Raw genomic sequence first — 17,300 nt, forward strand, 5'->3', positions numbered from 1 at the left:
GTTTAATTAGCGAAAGATACTAAAATCCAATTTTAGTGAAAAGACATTGGAATAGAGGGCGACACTTTGGTCACCAATATCTGTAAAGGCATAATCTATTTCTATACCTTTATATCGGAAACCAAGACCAATACTAGGTTGAAACGTCACCTTTTCTGAATTGTCTATTTGTAGCTCATTTTGAAAATTACCCATACCAGCACGTAAGAACACCATATCAATATACCCAAACTCTAAACCTAAAGCAGGTGCTATGCTGGCAAATGATGTAGAAATAACATCGTTGGTTTCTGCAAAACGAAAGTTCAAGTCTACTTCAGCCAATAAGGAATAATCATAACGGATAATAAATTTCTTGGCGACACCAAATTGTAATTTAGGAATGGTTATTTCGGTCGTTTCAGGCAAATCTTGATTCTCACCTGGTATGGCATTTTGTATTTTTTCAAATTCTTCTTCGTTAATCGCCCAAGCATTGTAGGTTGTTGTAATATCACGAGCCATAATACCAAACTTCCATTCGTCTTTGGTTTCAAATTGAATAGCGGCATCAAGTCCGAAACCCCAAGACGTAGCAAAATCACCAATAATACGGCGTATAACTTTGGCATTTATACCATAATTTAAACCATCTAAGGGTAGTTTGCGAGAATATGAAAAGGTAAACCCATAATCGGCAGTAGAGAACAGACTTATCCTATCATAATTAATATTTCCATCGGCATCAATTAATTCGGTAGTATTTAAAATATCATCAACAGCAAAACGTATTACCGAAATACCAATGGCACTTCTGTCGTCCAAAGGCATAGCAAATGCTATATAATCATAATTGGCAATATTGGCAAAGTAACTGGAGTGCATTAAGGCAATTTGTTTGTCCTCTAAAGCGGTTAAACCAGCAGGGTTCCAATAACCAGAATTAACATCGGCAGTACTAGCAGTTACCGCGTTGCTCATACCTAGAGCCGCAGCATCTACACCAATATTCATAAATTCATTGGAATATTTACGAACAGTTTGTCCACATAACGAAATGGAAACTACAACTAATAGTGCCGTGGTTAGTAAGGTTCTCAAAAACAATTCTTTTTTTGCAAATATGCTACAATTTTTCAATATAATAAACTTGAATTTTATAGACTTATTGTGCGTTGTTTGTTTTAGACGCAAATAGTTTGTTATTTTTACAAAGCATAATGCATATTTATGAAAAAACACATCCCTAATATAATTACCTTGCTAAACCTATTTTGTGGTTGTATAGCCGTTATTCTGGTTATGAATAATTATTTTGTGGCATCAGCCATTTTTGTTTTTTTAGGTATTTTCTTCGACTTTTTTGATGGTTTGGCTGCTCGTAAATTACATGTTCAGAGCGAACTGGGCCTGCAGTTGGATTCTCTGGCAGATATGGTGACCAGTGGGTTAGTTCCGGGATTAATGATGTATAAGCTTATAGAGCTAACAGGGCCGCAATGGGATTATTTAGAATATTACAGTACTGTTGGGTTTGAAATTTCTAATGCTGAAATGTATTTGTTTTTACCATTAATAGGCTTACTTATCACCCTAGCTTCTGCCTATAGGTTAGCCAACTTTAACATTGATACCGAACAGCAATCATATTTTAAAGGCTTACCAACACCAGCCAATGCCTTGTTAATTTTATCGTTTCCTTTAATTATGGAATTTCAAAATAACGATATCATTAATGCGACCATTACCAATGTTTGGTTTTTAATTGGCGTAACCATATTGAGCTGCTATGCATTAAACGCACCCTTTAAATTGTTTTCGCTAAAATTTAAAACTTGGGGGTTTAGTGAAAATAGTATGCGTTATACTTTTTTACTTTTAAGCATTGTGTTGTTAATTGTCTTGCAATTTGCAGCAATTCCATTAATTATTGTTGGTTATATACTTCTATCTTTGTTGGCTCAAAAAACAATTGTTTAATATAATATTGAAATTATAAATGGCTTCAGGTTTTTTTGCCTTATTGGATGATATTGGTGCTTTAATGGATGATGTGGTGGTTATGAGCAAAGTAACCACCAAAAAAACCGCGGGTATTCTAGGTGACGATTTGGCTGTGAATGCTGAAAAGGCTTCTGGTTTTATGTCATCACGCGAGCTCCCTGTTTTATGGGCTATTACAAAAGGCTCGTTTTTAAACAAGCTTATTATTTTACCTATCGCTTTTGTGTTAAGTGCTGTTGTGCCTTGGGCTGTGACACTGATTTTAGTTTTAGGAGGCGTGTATTTGGCTTTTGAAGGCGCCGAAAAGATTTACGAATTTTTTGTACCCCATGCCCATGGGGAACAGGAACAGGTTACGGCAAGTATGCCTAAAGAGAGTGTGCTTGATATAGAAAAGAAAAAAGTAAAGTCGGCTATTATTACCGATTTTATTTTATCTGTTGAAATTGTCATTATTGCTTTAGGGACCGTTGTAAACCAGGATTTACTGTTTCAAATATTGGTCGTATCTATAGTGGCTATTATTGCAACTATTGGAGTTTATGGTATTGTGGCTTTGTTGGTACGTATGGACGATTTTGGATTATGGTTGGTTAAGCGTAACGCTGATGAAAAAGGTTTACTGTTTAGTTTAGGCAACCTTTTAATTCAGGCTTTACCATGGATTATTAAAAGTTTATCGGTAATTGGAACAATTGCCCTGTTATTGGTTGCTGGAGGCATTTTTGTGCACAATATAGATGGCTTACATCATGTGTTGGAGTTGTGGCCAGGTCTGTTACGCGATTTTGTTGTAGGGTTGGGTGTAGGGTTTATGGCGCTTTTAGTTTTTAAAGCTGTGAAAGGAATTGTGAACATGTTTAGGCGATAAGTAAAGCGTGGTACATGACAGATGGCAAATGACTGATGACAGGTGACAAAGAGATTTTTCGCTACGCTCTGAATGACAAGTGACTAATGATAAATAGATTCTTCACATCGCTGTGCTCGTTCTGAAATCGAAGATTCGACGTAGTCAATGACAATGGGATTCTTCACTTCAAGATTCTTCGCTACGCTCTGAATGACAGAGATATTCTTTGTTAAAAAGACCAATGTCATTCAGAGGGAGGGACGACCGAAGAATCTTTCAAACTTTTAAATACTATCATTCAAAAATTCCCAATTCGAATTAAAGGCATCAATTAATTGTTCTTTTTTGATTCTGCTTAATCCTTTTATTTGTTTTTCGCGTTCAATGGCTATTTCAATATTATTAAAATGTTCATAATATATTAGGAAAAAACATTTGTATTTAGTTGTAAAAGCTTTGGAAAAAGGTAATGGGTTTCTGTGCTGATATAAACGTTCTTTAAGATTATTTGTAACACCTGTATATAGTACTGTTTTACTTTTATTTGTTAACATGTAAACATAATAATTGTGTGTGCCTTTAGTTTTCATTAAACTAAATGTAATGAATTTTTGAGATTCTTCACTTCACTACGTTCGTTCTGAATGACAAGGAGATTCTTCACTTCACTACGTTCGTTCTGAATGACAAATGACTGATGATAGGGAGATTCTTCACATCGCTGTGCTCGTTCTGAAATCGAAGATTCGACGTAGTTAATGACAACAGGTGACCGATTATGAATGATAGGTTAGTCTCTAATTTTCTTCTTTCGCAATTCAAAGTTTTGCCCTAAATACACTTTCCGAACCATGGCATCGTTAGCCAATTCTTCGGGTTCTCCAGCTTTTAGGATACTACCTTCAAACATTAAATAGGTTCTGTCGGTAATAGCTAAAGTTTCCTGAACGTTATGATCTGTAATAAGAATACCAATGTTCTTTTTGGTCAATTGGGCTACGATACGTTGAATATCTTCAACAGCAACAGGGTCTACACCAGCAAACGGTTCATCCAATAAAATAAAGTTAGGGTCTGTAGCTAGCGCACGAGCAATTTCAGTTCTACGGCGCTCACCACCAGATAATAAATCACCTCGGTTTTTTCGAATATGCCCCAAGCCAAACTCTTCAATTAAGGATTCCATTTTATGAAGCTGTTCCTTTTTACTCAACTTGGTTAATTGCAGAACACTTAAAATATTATCCTCAATACTCAATTTTCTAAAAACAGAAGCTTCCTGCGCCAAATAACCAATACCATTTTGAGCCCGCTTATACATAGGATATTTGGTAATATTGGTGCTGTCTAAATGAATTTGTCCACCATTGGGTTTAATCAATCCAACTATCATATAGAACGATGTGGTTTTACCAGCTCCGTTAGGGCCCAGCAATCCAACAATTTCCCCTTGATTAACTTCCAAAGAGACATCTTTAACGACTTTACGACCGTTATAAGACTTCATTAAATGTTCTGCTTTTAATTTCATAAGTACAAACTGGAGGCTAAAATAGTAAAATCATAAAACTCTATAATTGTTACTGGACTAATTTATGCAAAGTTTAACGCTGTTCTAAAGCATCCCAGAATTCATAAGCACGACGTAAGTGCGGGATTACAATGGTTCCGCCTACTAGTGTTGCTATGCCCAAAGCCTCCGCAACCTGTTCTTTGGTTAAGCCAGCCTTGTAGCTGTTTTCTAAGTGGTATTTAATACAATCGTCACAACGCAACACGGTTGAGGCTACTAGCCCCAAAAGCTCTTTGGTTTTTACATCTAAAGCACCTTCTTGATATGCGTTGGTGTCCAAATTAAAAATACGCTTGATAATTTTGTTGTTATCAGCTAGAATTTTATCGTTCATTTTTGAACGATAGGCATTAAAATCTTCAACTAGATTTGACATGTTTAGATGTTTTTCGTTTTTCTTTTTTTACAACCATTTTAGAAATATAAATACTAACTTGATAGAGGACTAAAATAGGTATGGCAACTATTATCTGGCTCGCAATATCTGGAGGTGTAATAATAGCCGATAATATTAATACCAACACTAAAGCAAATTTTCTATACTTTTTAAGGATTTCAGGTGTTACCAACCCAATTTTAGTTAGAAAATATACCAATATGGGAAGTTCGAATATTAAACCTGATGCCAATGCTGAAGAGCGAACTAACGAAATATAGGAACTTAAATCAATTTCGTTGGAAATTTCAGAACTCACGACATAGGTGCCTAAAAAGTTGATGGATAGTGGTGTAACAATATAATACCCAAATAACACACCAATAAAGAATAAAAATGATGATATAATGATAAATCCTCTGGAGTGTTTGCGTTCATTGGGGTGTAAACCTGGACTAATAAAACGCCATAATTGATAAATAACATAAGGGAAAGCTATAACAAATCCCGCTGTAATGGCTGTCCATATATGTGCCGAAAACTGGCCGGCCATAGTCCTGTTTTGAATTCTAAATGGAAATTCATCCAAGCAAAAAGTAGTATCAACACCTACAAATTGCGATACCTTACAAAGCCATTGATAGGTAGGGAAGGTCATTTTTTTTGGACCAAAAATAATGGTGTCAAATAAAAAGTCTGACATTAAAAACGCGACAACACCACCAATTAATATAGCCAATGTGGCTCGAATTAAATGCCAGCGTAAATCTTCTAGATGATCTAGAAAAGACATTTCATTAATATTCTTCTTTGCCATTAAATAATGCCTTCTTTAATGAGATCGTGTAAATGTACAATACCAGCATATTTACCATTACGTTCTACTAATAGTTGAGAAATGCCATGGGCTTCCATATCTTCTTTTGCATCTACAGCCATAGCATCGTAATCAATGCGTTTAGGGTTTAATCCCATAATATCTTTGGCTCTAAACCCACTAAAGTTGTCTGTTTTTTTCAACATACGTCGTAAATCACCATCTGTAATAATGCCAACAATTGTATCGTTTTCCACAACCGCAGTAACACCTAGCATTTTTTCAGAAATTTCAATAATAATATCCTTGATTGTTGTGTCTGGTTTTACAGCGGGTTTTTGATTAGCATCTGCCAAATCACTTACGCGTAAATATAATTTTTTCCCTAAGGCACCACCAGGGTGGTATTTAGCGAAATCCTTACTTGAAAACCCACGTAGTTCCAACAAGCAAACAGCAAGAGCATCACCCATTACTAATTGGGCAGTTGTACTTGTTGTGGGAGCCAAATTGTTGGGACAAGCTTCTTTTTCAACAAACGTATTCAATACATAATCGGCCTGTTGTCCTAAAAATGAATCGGGATTTCCAGTAATGGCTATCATTTTGTTTTTTGCATTTTTAATAAGAGGTACTAAAACTTTAATTTCGGGCGTATTACCACTTTTTGAAATGCAGATGACCACATCGTCTTCTAAAATAAGACCTAAATCGCCATGAATAGCATCAGCAGCATGCATGAAAATTGCAGGTGTTCCTGTGGAGTTCATGGTGGCTACAATTTTAGTGGCAATTATGGCACTTTTACCAATTCCAGTAATAATAACACGTCCTTTAGAGTTGTATATGTGTTCAACAGTGTTGGCAAAATCGTCATTAATAAAATGAGCTAAATTTGAAATGGCTTGGCTTTCCATTTCAACCGTTTGTTTAGCCGTTTCAATAATTGCTTTAAGACTATTCAAAATTTATTATTTTTTTGGGTTGATGCTTTTAAAGATTTTATTATCTTTAAGTAATTCTTTCTTAATAATATTACGTTAGTTCACGTATGCTGCAAAGCTAACAAAAAAATTATGAGAGTACCCTAGATACGCTTGGATTAATTAATAGCAAATTTGTTGATAGCGTGTTTAATATGTGTAAATTAATATTAAAGATAGTTCATGTCTGTTGTTGAAAAAGACTTACAAGAAGCGCTAAAAAAATACTTTGGGTTTAATACGTTTAAAGGATTACAGGAAGCCGTAGTAAAAAGTTTGTTAGCCGGCCATAATACATTTGTTATTATGCCTACTGGAGGTGGCAAATCCTTATGCTACCAATTACCTGCGCTTATGCAAGATGGTACGGCCATAATTGTTTCGCCATTAATTGCCTTAATGAAAAATCAAGTAGATGCCATTCGTGCGGTTTCCGATAACGAAGGTGTTGCACATGTTTTAAATTCTTCGCTTAACAAAACGGAGATTAAAAAAGTAAAACAGGATATAGTTGATGGTGTTACAAAATTGCTCTATGTGGCTCCGGAATCCTTAACCAAAGATGAAAATGTTGAATTTTTGAAATCGGTTAAAATTTCATTTATGGCTGTAGATGAAGCCCATTGTATTAGTGAATGGGGACATGACTTTAGACCCGAGTACCGCAATTTACGACACATTATAAAACGTATAGGTGATGATATACCCATTATAGGGCTTACAGCTACCGCAACGCCAAAAGTTCAGGAAGATATTCTTAAGAATTTAGGTATGACCAATGCGGTGACTTTTAAAGCGTCGTTTAATAGACCTAATTTGTTTTATGAAGTACGACCAAAAACCAAACAGGTCGATTCAGATATCATTCGCTTTATAAAACAAAACGAAGGCAAATCTGGAATTGTGTATTGCTTGAGTCGTAAACGCGTGGAAGAGTTGGCACAAACTTTACAGGTCAATGGTATAAAGGCTGTGCCTTATCATGCTGGGTTGGATGCTAAAAAGAGAGCTAGTCATCAAGATATGTTCTTAATGGAAGATGTTGATGTTGTTGTGGCAACCATTGCCTTTGGTATGGGTATCGATAAGCCAGATGTTCGATTTGTAATTCATCACGACATTCCTAAAAGTATTGAAAGCTACTATCAAGAAACTGGACGTGCAGGTCGAGATGGTGGAGAAGGCCATTGTTTGGCATTTTACGCTTATAAGGATATAGAGAAACTGGAAAAGTTTATGTCTGGTAAACCTGTTGCCGAGCAGGAAATAGGTCACGCGTTACTTCAAGAAGTTGTGGCTTATGCCGAAACCTCAATTTCAAGGCGTAAATTTATACTACATTATTTTGGCGAAGAGTTTGATAATGAAACTGGCGAAGGTGGCGATATGGATGATAACATGCGTAACCCCAAGAAACAACACGAAGCTAAAGATCATGTGGTAACATTGTTGCAAACGGTTCAAAAAACCAACGAAAAGTATAAAGCTAAAGATTTAGTGAAAGTTATTATTGGTAAGGAAAACGCATTAATTAATTCACATAAAACACACGAGCAGCCCTTTTTTGGATTGGGAAAAGACGAGTCTGATAAATATTGGATGGCACTTATTCGTCAAGTTTTGGTTGCTGGGTATTTAAGAAAAGATATTGAAAGCTACGGCGTCATAAAGTTAACCCCAGAAGGGTTGGATTTTATTAAAAACCCAGAATCGTTTATGATGACTGAAGATCATGAGTTTTCTGAAGAAGCTGACGATTCTATAATTACAGCTGCAAAAGGTGGAGGCGGTGTAGCCGACGAAGCCCTGATGACCATGCTTAAAGATTTACGCAAACGCAACGCCAAAAAGTTAGGTGTACCGCCATTTGTGATCTTTCAAGATCCATCGTTGGAAGATATGGCTTTAAAATACCCTATATCCATTGAAGAGTTAAGTAATGTACATGGTGTGGGTGAGAGTAAAGCTAAAAAGTACGGCAAAGATTTTGTAGCACTTATAAAGCAATATGTTGATGATAACGACATTGAACGGCCTGACGATTTGATAGTAAAATCTACGGGAAGCAATTCGGCACTTAAATTGTATATCATTCAAAATATAGACCGTAAGCTACCATTAGATGATATAGCTTCGGCAAAAGGTATGGAAATGCCCGATTTAATTAAAGAGATGGAAGCTATAGTATATTCAGGTACAAAACTGAATATTGATTATTGGGTCCATGATATTTTGGATGAAGACCAACAAGAAGAGATCCACGATTACTTTATGGAGTCCGATACCGATAAAATAGATGTAGCTATTGATGAGTTTGATGGCGATTATGATGATGAAGAGCTTCGTTTATACCGTATAAAGTTTATCAGTGAAGTAGCTAATTAGTTTTGATTACAGATGACGGGTGACAGATGACAGGCAACAGGTGACTGTTGTATGTTGTACTTTCCTAAATAGTGTTGCCTATTTCAGATTATTTTGTAGCGTTGACATTTTTTAAGGTATCATGCTATGCAGAAAGTAAATCGTTTAAGGCGTATTGCCCCTAAATTTTCAAATCAACTTTATTAAAAAAATCTTCTTGGTAGTTACTTCGGTCTTCTGTCATCATTTCCTATCTTTGCACCTCATTTAAAATTAATACAATGCAAGACGGTTTATACGCAAAGTTTCATACTTCAAAAGGTGATATTTTAGTTAATTTAGAATTTGAGAAAACACCAGGTACAGTTGGTAATTTTGTTGCTTTGGCAGAAGGGAATTTAGAGAACTCTGCAAAAAAACAAGGCAACCCTTATTATAATGGATTAACGTTTCATCGTGTTATTCCAGATTTTATGATTCAGGGCGGTTGCCCTCAAGGAACAGGTACTGGAAATCCGGGTTATCAATTTGATGATGAATTTCACCCAGACCTAAAACACGATGGGCCAGGTGTTTTATCTATGGCCAATGCTGGGCCAGGAACTAATGGGAGTCAATTTTTTATAACACATGTGGAGACGCCATGGTTAGATGGTAACCATACCGTTTTTGGTAAGGTAAAAGAAGGGCAAGAGGTTGTTGATGCTATTGCACAAGGTGATACTATAGATACTTTAGAAATTATTAGAGTAGGTAAAGCCGCGGAAAACTTTAATGCTGTTGAGGCCTTTAGAACTTTTGAGGGCGCAAGAGAAAAGCGTGTTGCGGCAGAGCGTGAGGCTCGCGAAGCAGAATTGGATAAATTGGCTTCTGGTTTTGAAAGAACAGATAGTGGCTTGCGCTATCAAATTCTTCAAAAGGGATCAGGGGCAAAAGCTCAAAAAGGTCAAACCGTTTCCGTACACTACAAGGGGCAATTGGCTGATGGAACTGTTTTCGATTCATCGTACAAACGTAATCAACCTTTAGAATTTCCAGTGGGTGTTGGACAGGTTATTCCAGGTTGGGATGAAGGTATTTGCCTTTTGAATGTAGGTGATAAAGCACGTTTAGTAATCCCTAGCGATTTAGGTTATGGCAGTCGTGGAGCAGGTGGTGTAATTCCACCAAATGCGACTTTAGTATTTGATGTTGAACTTATGGATGTTAAATAAACGCGTCAATTCGAGTGATTTGCCTACGCAAATTGTATCGAGAATATTTTTACATTGTTCGTAACAATAATTCAAAAAAATCGTCTCATTTATAATGAGACTTTTTTTGCTCATTTTTTATTACATTTCAGCTAATCAATCATAACATAAATCCATGAAAACTACACGTTTATTTTTTTCAATAGTTTTTTTATTAATTCTAATGGGATGCTCCAAGAATATTGAATATTCTCAAGATATTATCGATACTACTTCGGGACGTTATTTGTATACACCAGATGAAGTTATTGATGTTTTTTATGAGGATAACACACTATTTTTAAAATGGAGAGGGAATGATGAATTAAAACCAGTAGCATTGGATGAAACCACTTTCTTTATTCCAGATATGTATAAAAAGCTTCGATTTGTTCAACACCCAGATTCTAAAAAACGGTATTTAGGTGTTGTTTCAGAAGATGACGAAACCAAGTTTACTTATGATTATGAGAAAGTAGCCGATAACTTTAAAACACCAAGTATGCATTTAGAAGCTAATAATTTTGAGGAAGCACTAGCTGGTTTTGTAGAAATTAAGGCACAAGATTCAACTAGTGTACTTATTGATGAATGGGAAATAAACAGTAAAGGTTACGAATTATTGCGCAAAAAAGAATACGATCATGCTATACAAGTGTTTAAAATGAATGTAGCTTTGCATCCAGAGAGTGATAATGTATATGATAGTTTAGCTGATGCCTATTTAAGAACTGGTGATAGTTTAAATGCCTATACCAATTACAAAAAGGCAATTTCCATTGATTCAGGTAATCGAAGAGCCAAAGCTTTTGTAAAGGCGTTTGAAAAGGAGTAAGTGTTTCTTTAACAGCCTTATGGGCTTATTCATAGACTAATTCTATATCATCAATTATTAAAGTACTATCAATGGCACCTGCAAAGATTGCCCCATCAAAACTGGATGAAGCTACAAATGTTATATGTGTTGGTAGTCCAAATTCGGCTACATCTGGTGTGACATAATTGTTGTTCTCTGGATACATGTATGCCGGAAAACTGCTGTCCAATTCGCCATAAGTAAATTCAACTTCTTGGGTTATCATTTCATTTTGAGTTGTATCACTCCTAAACCATGCTGTGCCCAAACGCTGTATTTCTCCACCTTGTCTAATTTCTAATAAAGCATAGATATCACAGGCATCACCATAGCTTAAGAGGTCTCCATTGCGATCTTTATTTTCTTCTCCAGGCACATAGCTATACTTAAATCTGATTTTTAATGGTCGCCCAGAAAATGGCGTGCCAAACTCAATAGCTGCTTCAGGATCACTTAAATCAATGTTATCTGGGTCAAAATATCCTGTAAACAATGAGCCTGCTGAAATGGGTGCCCCAAAAGTCCCTGCCAAAGAGCCATTATCCATGGTCATCATTTTTGCAGCTAAATTATCATTACCTAAATCTTCTGGTATTGTGGCCAGTATATTTAAAATTTGGGTACCTTGGTTTCCAGTTCCCCAAATAGTAGTCGCGGCACTTGCTCCTGGTTCGTAATAATTAGTAGCGGTCATATACCAATCATTTAATTGCCAATTATCAAGTTGAGGTGTTTCTGATGCCACAAAAGCACGAATCGTCCAATTATAAACAGAACCATCTTCGGCTGTAACGCTAATAGTATCATCCTCATTCAAATTAAGGATATCTCCTTGAGATTTATTACTGCTTGCAAATGATGAAACTTCAAGCTTTTCAATATTAATAGCGGTTAAATCAACACCTCCAGGAATTTCCACGGTAACCAATAAACTATCCCTAATAATAGTAGCTGCACCAGATTGGTTACTGACTTCAATAGTATTGATATAGCCATATTGTGATTTCCCAAAATAATCTTCTTCAACGCAAGACCATAACATGAATGTTAATGCTGTAGTAATTAAAATAATCTTTTTCATTTTTTAAGTCTTTAATGCACACCCAATTTTAGTGCTATCCTCCAAAATAATAGGCCAGCCCTATGTTAAGCGACAATATATTGATGTTGAAATCTACATTTTGCCGGACTTTACTGGATTCTTCAATATCATTTTTGGTGGTTTTAGAGGAATTTAATTCATAACCCAATACATCCAAGCCCACTTCTAAAGCAAAATTTTCCATAGCAAAAAACGTAATACCAGGACTTAAACCAATTCTAAAATTAAAATTTGTGGTATACACCTTGTCAATTTGGTCCAAATTTTTAATATCTCTAGTGAGGGTATTGCCGCCTCCAAATGTTACGCCCAGTTCGGTATAAAAACTTAAGCGTTCATTACTGGTTAGTGGTACCGTCGATCTAAAATATGGTGTAATAGCATATCCTCTTGTAATGGATTTTGATTGAATGGTGTCAGAATCTCTTAACACTGTCCCAGAAAACTTATTTTGATTATAATTGGCACCTATGCCAGCCATAGCATAATTTCCAATATAATAGCCACCTTTTAGCGTGATATCATAATTTGTTCTGTCACCATCCAAAACCGTTTCAATAATGTTATTGGCATTTTCAACTTTTCTGTCTTCAAAAGAAAGTGCCATGCCTAAATACACATTCCTTTTTTTAAACGGCGTAAATTCTGTATCATAATAACTGGACAATAATTGATAAGGCGAATAAGTGCTGTCTTTTTCGGTAGAAGGAGCTTGTGACCATGAAATCTGAAAAATGAACACAAAAACTAAACTTAAAATACCATTGGTTTTATTCATTTGCTGATGGCTTTAATGAAAGTAATAAGATAACAAATTTATCAAAATCTAATGCGTTACCCGTATAAAAGTAGGCTAAAAATATAGTAACTTTAACGTGTTTTGTAAGGTTTTAGAAATAGAAGCCATTCATTTATTGTATTTTTGAACCTTAAAATTAATTAGCATTGAAAATTAAGTCATACATATTATTTGTTTTTTTCGTATTGCAGACCTGTTATGTAATAGGTCAAAACGATGAAACTTATGATATTATAGTTGAAGGTGTTAATGCCATGATGGAGGGCAATTACAGTGAATCTTTGGAATTGCTAACTAAAGCTCGAGTACAGGCCGAAGAGAATGAAGATTACACCAATCAATTTGTAGCCATTAATAATATTGGTTTAAACTATCATAAACTACTCGATAATAATGAAGCTTTAGAGTATTATTTGGAGTCCTATAAAATTGCTATTAAGGAATTGGATTATAGCTACGAAATGACCTCCTTAAATAATATAGCCATACTGTATTCGCAAGAGAATGATTCAGACAAGGCTATTGAGTATTTTCAAAAGGCTTACGATTTAGCTTTAGTTCCAAAAGACAAATCAAAAAAAGGAATCTACGCCATTAATTTAGCACAAGTTTACCATGACATTGGGCAACCAAAAATTGCAATGCCCTACATTAAAGAGGCCATAAAACTTTTAGATGACGATCCTGATTATCTTCTTGAGGCAGAAGCTCTAGAGGCTGTATTATTACATACACTTGGTAAAGAACAAGAGTCTGAAAAGTTGATAAACGAACTCATGCCCAAGTTGGACGGCAATCGTTATGCCGAAACACGCGTGGTACTTTTACTAACCTTGGCAAAAATTGAAAACGCCAAAAACAATTGGAGCGATGCTTTAGCATTAGGGAATAGCGCTTTAAAACAGCAACCCATTAATTTAGAAACCAAATACAAGATTTATAGTTTAATACATAACTATAGTGAACAAGTAAACGACTATCCTCAAGCTTTAAAGGCTATGGATAGTATGCTACAATTAAAACAGGAGATATACGACCTTCAAAATAGTAGACAATATCAAGCCAATAAGGTAAAGTTTGAGGTGCTGAATTATGAAACCCAATTAAACGAAGGTCGCCAACGTATTAAATCGCAAAAACGGCTAATACTTATTCTGGCTATTAGTTCTTTCCTTGTTATTTTTCTATTGCTATGGTCTTTAAGGTTAAGTCGTATAAAAAATAAACAGCGTAAAGATTTATTAGCGAGACAGGAAAAAATATTGAATTTAGAATTGGAAAACGAAAAGGCCAATAATTTAATTCTAGAAAAACAACTCAAGGAAAACGAAACCAAATTGTTGTTGGAACAAGAACAGCACAAACGTGAAATTGAATCCAAAAACAGAAAGCTTTCAGCTAAAGCTTTGTATTTAATAGATCGTAATCGTTTGGTTGAAACTATTATCCAGGATTTGGAGCAATCTGATAAAATTAAACCGAGTAGGGAAGTAACAGGTCATATTAGACGTTTAAAAGGTTTGCTTAAAAGCGACGAGGAATGGGAAAATTTTGTTCAGTATTTTGATGAGGTTAACCATGGTTTGTTAAATCGCCTTAAAGACAAGCATGAAAATTTAAACGCTAATGATATTCGTTTTATTTCGTATTTATATATGAATTTATCTATGAAAGAAATAGCCTCAATAATGAATATTACACCAGAGGCTTGTAGAAAACGAAAGGAACGTATCTCCAAAAAAATTGAGCTTACCGAAAACGAAGATTTGTACACCTACATCTCACAAATATAGACTGCATCACGTTTTTTATGTATTATGTCACGTTTTGTCCGACTTAAAATTCGGCAATAACGACTTGATTTGTTGACTTTTGTAAAAAATCTTTAAATCACAACACAATGAAAAAAAAGTACACAATGAAAAAGTTTAAATCACTTGTTGTAGCTTGTTTAATGTTGGGAACTCTATTTTCCTTTGCACAAGTAACATCAATTACTTCTGATGAGTATGGACGTATATTTGATGTGGTCTATGACCAGAATACAGAAAACAAATTATACGCGGCAACCCTGAATAACCATATTCTGGTATCTCATGATAATGGCGTGACCTGGGAATTGTTTTATTCTGTTTCTTTAGGACAAATAGCAGAGTTGCAAACGCTTAATAATACACACTTAAGTTTTTATTTAAGAAATACTGGCTACGAGGATTATAACACCGTTTATTTGATAGATTTAAACACCCTTGCTTTAACATCCATTGACAGACCTGTCAATGGATCGGCTGAAGTGTCTTGGGCAACAGGATATAGTATCTACGAAAATGACACCGATATTATGCTTTATAAGCAGACGTATATGATTGGTTTTGATAGTTATGACAGTGTGTATTATACTACGGATGGTGGAACCACATGGACTTTGGTTTATGATGAAATAGTTAATAATCTTATTTCTGTAGATAAAGTTTTAATTAGCTATGACGATCCAAACCTTTTATTTGTAACTAGAGGAAACGGTGCCAATGGTGTAAATGGAGGGCTTTTGGTAAGTACGGATGCTGGAGCCAACTGGACAGAACATTATGCAACAATAAACATAAGAGGGATAGCTGTAGACCCAAACAATGCAGATCATTGGATGATAGGTACAGATCCAGGATGGGGAGAGCAAGTAGCGGTTTACCAAACATTGGATGCAGGTGCGAATTGGACTGAATTAGCCATTCCTTTTGATGATTATTCACTTCAAGAACTTAATGAGGTTATTTTTCACCCTGCAATTCCAAACAAAATTTATCTTTTAGAGACTAACGAAATAGCTATAAGTTCTGATGGTGGAGCAAACTGGTCAGTGCAATGGTTTGATGTAGGTTTGCCTGAAACAGATTACTTCTATGGTCTATCAGCTACTTTTAATCCCAATGATAATGATGAAGTTATTTACACCAGTAACTGGTACCCATTCCGTTCAACAGATGGTGGCGTAACCCTGTCTAGAATGTTCTCGCCTTATGGCTTTACTTCTGCTGTAGGATTATCTCCAGACAATGGATCGGATGACCCATACCTTTATTATGGAGCCAAAGGTGGTTTTATTGCTAGAAACTTAAACACGTCGGTAGAGACCACATACAATGTGCAACAAATTGATTACGTGAGTAATGATGGTGGTAGTTATTTTGTAGATGAAAACCAGTATGGTCGCGTATTTAGTGCTGTTGGTGGTTTTAGTGGAAACGCCTTAAGCGTCAGTACAGACCATGGTCAATCGTTTCATACGTTTTATAATTTCTTCGACCCACTTGTAACTTTAGTTCCAGACCCTGTAAATACAAACGAAGTATGGGTAGCTTTTGATTCTTGGGGTTCAGCTATAGCACAAATAGTTGATGTAACCAGTACAGACCCTTGGGCACCTACCATTACGTATGTAACATTGCCTGCTACAGGTAGAATTAATTCTATGTGGATAAACCCTAGTAATAATCAAGAAGTTTTAATAAGTCAAGGTGGCGAAATTTGGTCTACAACAGATCGTGGAACCAACTGGACTAATTCAAGTACAGGTTTAACGCTTGACCCAACTTCTGGAAGTATTTTTGATATTGTTCAAAGTCCTAATGATCCTAATGAATTTACATTAGCAACTTCAAATGGTGTTTGGAAATCTACAGATCATTATGCCAATTGGGTACACGTACTTAATACGAATGATGCGAGTAGAGTGCTATACGATCCAAACCACCCTGAAGTAATGGTAGCAACAGTATATTCAACTTTAGATGCTCAAGCCACTATTTTCCATTCAGAAGATTATGGTACTACCTGGACTATGGTGCCTTATCAGAACATAGGTTATACGCAATCGTACCAAATGGCCATTGATTTTAACGGTACAGGTTTTAAGGCTTTTATGTCTACACCAGATTTAGGTATTATTACTTACGATGTATCGTACATGACTTTAAGTGTCGATACACCAACTTTAGACACCACCGAATTGTTAATTTACCCGAACCCGGTTAAAGATGTTATGAATATCGCTTTACAGCCAGGTATTCAGGCAAAATCTGTTGTTATCTATAATATGTTGGGTGCTCAAGTTAAACAAGCTAACCAAGCATCACAGATAGATATATCTGATTTAAATTCAGGAATATATTTAGTTAAAGTTACTGATAGCGAGGGAAGAGATGTCGTTAAGCGCATTATAAAAAGATAGTTTTAGGTTAACTAGCCAGCCAATATTTGGTTAATTTTTGAAGAGCCCAGCATTATGTTGGGCTTTTCTTTCTTTCTTTTTAAGATATATTTGTTAAAGTTTATAATTAACTATTTTAGTGAATAGAACACGAT

General features: G+C 35.5%; 15 protein-coding genes. 7 read left to right on the forward strand and 8 right to left on the reverse strand.

The features are described 5' to 3' along the window. Window positions 1-6: 6 nt before the first annotated feature. Window positions 7-1,080, reverse strand: a complete 1,074-nt coding sequence (locus MTX13_RS08695) for a putative type IX sorting system protein PorV2 (protein WP_394801245.1) — start codon at window positions 1,078-1,080, stop codon at window positions 7-9. Between the two features lie 129 nt (window positions 1,081-1,209). On the opposite strand from MTX13_RS08695, the gene MTX13_RS08700 reads away from it, so the two are divergent. Continuing rightward, window positions 1,210-1,959, forward strand: a complete 750-nt coding sequence (locus tag MTX13_RS08700) for a CDP-alcohol phosphatidyltransferase family protein (protein WP_250434181.1) — start codon at window positions 1,210-1,212, stop codon at window positions 1,957-1,959. Window positions 1,960-1,978: 19 nt separating this feature from the next. Beyond that, window positions 1,979-2,854, forward strand: coding sequence for a DUF808 domain-containing protein (locus MTX13_RS08705; protein ID WP_250434182.1), 876 nt, complete (start codon window positions 1,979-1,981; stop codon window positions 2,852-2,854). A 266-nt stretch (window positions 2,855-3,120) separates the two neighbouring features. On the opposite strand, the gene MTX13_RS08710 is transcribed toward MTX13_RS08705, so the two are convergent. The 5 genes from MTX13_RS08710 to MTX13_RS08730 form a co-directional block, all read right to left on the reverse strand. After that, window positions 3,121-3,426 (reverse strand): GIY-YIG nuclease family protein, encoded by a 306-nt coding sequence (locus tag MTX13_RS08710; protein ID WP_250434183.1) that lies wholly within the window; start codon window positions 3,424-3,426, stop codon window positions 3,121-3,123. A gap of 200 nt (window positions 3,427-3,626) precedes the next feature. Further along, on the reverse strand, window positions 3,627-4,367 hold the full coding sequence (gene lptB, locus MTX13_RS08715; protein ID WP_250434184.1) for an LPS export ABC transporter ATP-binding protein: 741 nt from the start codon (window positions 4,365-4,367) through the stop codon (window positions 3,627-3,629). Between the two features lie 73 nt (window positions 4,368-4,440). Then, a complete protein-coding gene (locus tag MTX13_RS08720; RefSeq protein ID WP_250434185.1) occupies window positions 4,441-4,785 on the reverse strand; it encodes a carboxymuconolactone decarboxylase family protein in 345 nt (114 codons plus the stop codon). Further along, a complete protein-coding gene (gene tatC, locus MTX13_RS08725; RefSeq protein WP_250434186.1) occupies window positions 4,769-5,602 on the reverse strand; it encodes a twin-arginine translocase subunit TatC in 834 nt (277 codons plus the stop codon). Before tatC ends, MTX13_RS08720 begins: the two co-directional genes overlap by 17 nt. Further along, window positions 5,602-6,519 carry a KpsF/GutQ family sugar-phosphate isomerase gene (locus MTX13_RS08730; RefSeq protein WP_250434548.1) on the reverse strand — a complete coding sequence of 306 codons (918 nt, stop codon included), beginning with the start codon at window positions 6,517-6,519 and terminating at the stop codon, window positions 5,602-5,604. Before MTX13_RS08730 ends, tatC begins: the two co-directional genes overlap by 1 nt. Window positions 6,520-6,768: 249 nt before the next feature. Between MTX13_RS08730 and recQ the strand changes: the two genes are divergently transcribed. The 3 genes from recQ to MTX13_RS08745 all read left to right on the forward strand — a co-directional run bounded on the left by recQ (window position 6,769) and on the right by MTX13_RS08745 (window position 11,016). Beyond that, complete coding sequence (gene recQ, locus MTX13_RS08735; protein ID WP_250434187.1) at window positions 6,769-8,970, forward strand: DNA helicase RecQ; 2,202 nt, start codon at window positions 6,769-6,771, stop codon at window positions 8,968-8,970. A gap of 260 nt (window positions 8,971-9,230) precedes the next feature. After that, window positions 9,231-10,163: a peptidylprolyl isomerase gene (locus MTX13_RS08740; protein ID WP_250434188.1), complete on the forward strand. Its 933-nt coding sequence runs from the start codon at window positions 9,231-9,233 to the stop codon at window positions 10,161-10,163. 154 nt (window positions 10,164-10,317) lie between these two features. Then, window positions 10,318-11,016, forward strand: coding sequence for a tetratricopeptide repeat protein (locus MTX13_RS08745; protein ID WP_250434189.1), 699 nt, complete (start codon window positions 10,318-10,320; stop codon window positions 11,014-11,016). 25 nt (window positions 11,017-11,041) lie between these two features. Here the strand turns inward: MTX13_RS08745 and MTX13_RS08750 are convergent, their stop codons facing one another. After that, the gene (locus tag MTX13_RS08750) at window positions 11,042-12,118 is read right to left on the reverse strand and encodes a PCMD domain-containing protein (protein WP_250434190.1); all 1,077 of its coding nucleotides are present in this window, start codon (window positions 12,116-12,118) and stop codon (window positions 11,042-11,044) included. A 34-nt stretch (window positions 12,119-12,152) separates the two neighbouring features. Next, window positions 12,153-12,917 (reverse strand): hypothetical protein, encoded by a 765-nt coding sequence (locus MTX13_RS08755; RefSeq protein ID WP_250434192.1) that lies wholly within the window; start codon window positions 12,915-12,917, stop codon window positions 12,153-12,155. A 167-nt stretch (window positions 12,918-13,084) separates the two neighbouring features. Between MTX13_RS08755 and MTX13_RS08760 the strand changes: the two genes are divergently transcribed. Together MTX13_RS08760 and MTX13_RS08765 are read left to right on the forward strand one after the other, a co-directional pair. After that, a complete protein-coding gene (locus tag MTX13_RS08760; RefSeq protein ID WP_250434194.1) occupies window positions 13,085-14,731 on the forward strand; it encodes a tetratricopeptide repeat protein in 1,647 nt (548 codons plus the stop codon). Between the two features lie 107 nt (window positions 14,732-14,838). Then, the gene (locus MTX13_RS08765; protein ID WP_250434196.1) at window positions 14,839-17,166 is read left to right on the forward strand and encodes a T9SS type A sorting domain-containing protein; all 2,328 of its coding nucleotides are present in this window, start codon (window positions 14,839-14,841) and stop codon (window positions 17,164-17,166) included. Window positions 17,167-17,300 lie beyond the last annotated feature (134 nt).

The organism is Hanstruepera flava (genome assembly GCF_023634025.1).
GTDB lineage: Bacteria > Bacteroidota > Bacteroidia > Flavobacteriales > Flavobacteriaceae > Hanstruepera > Hanstruepera flava.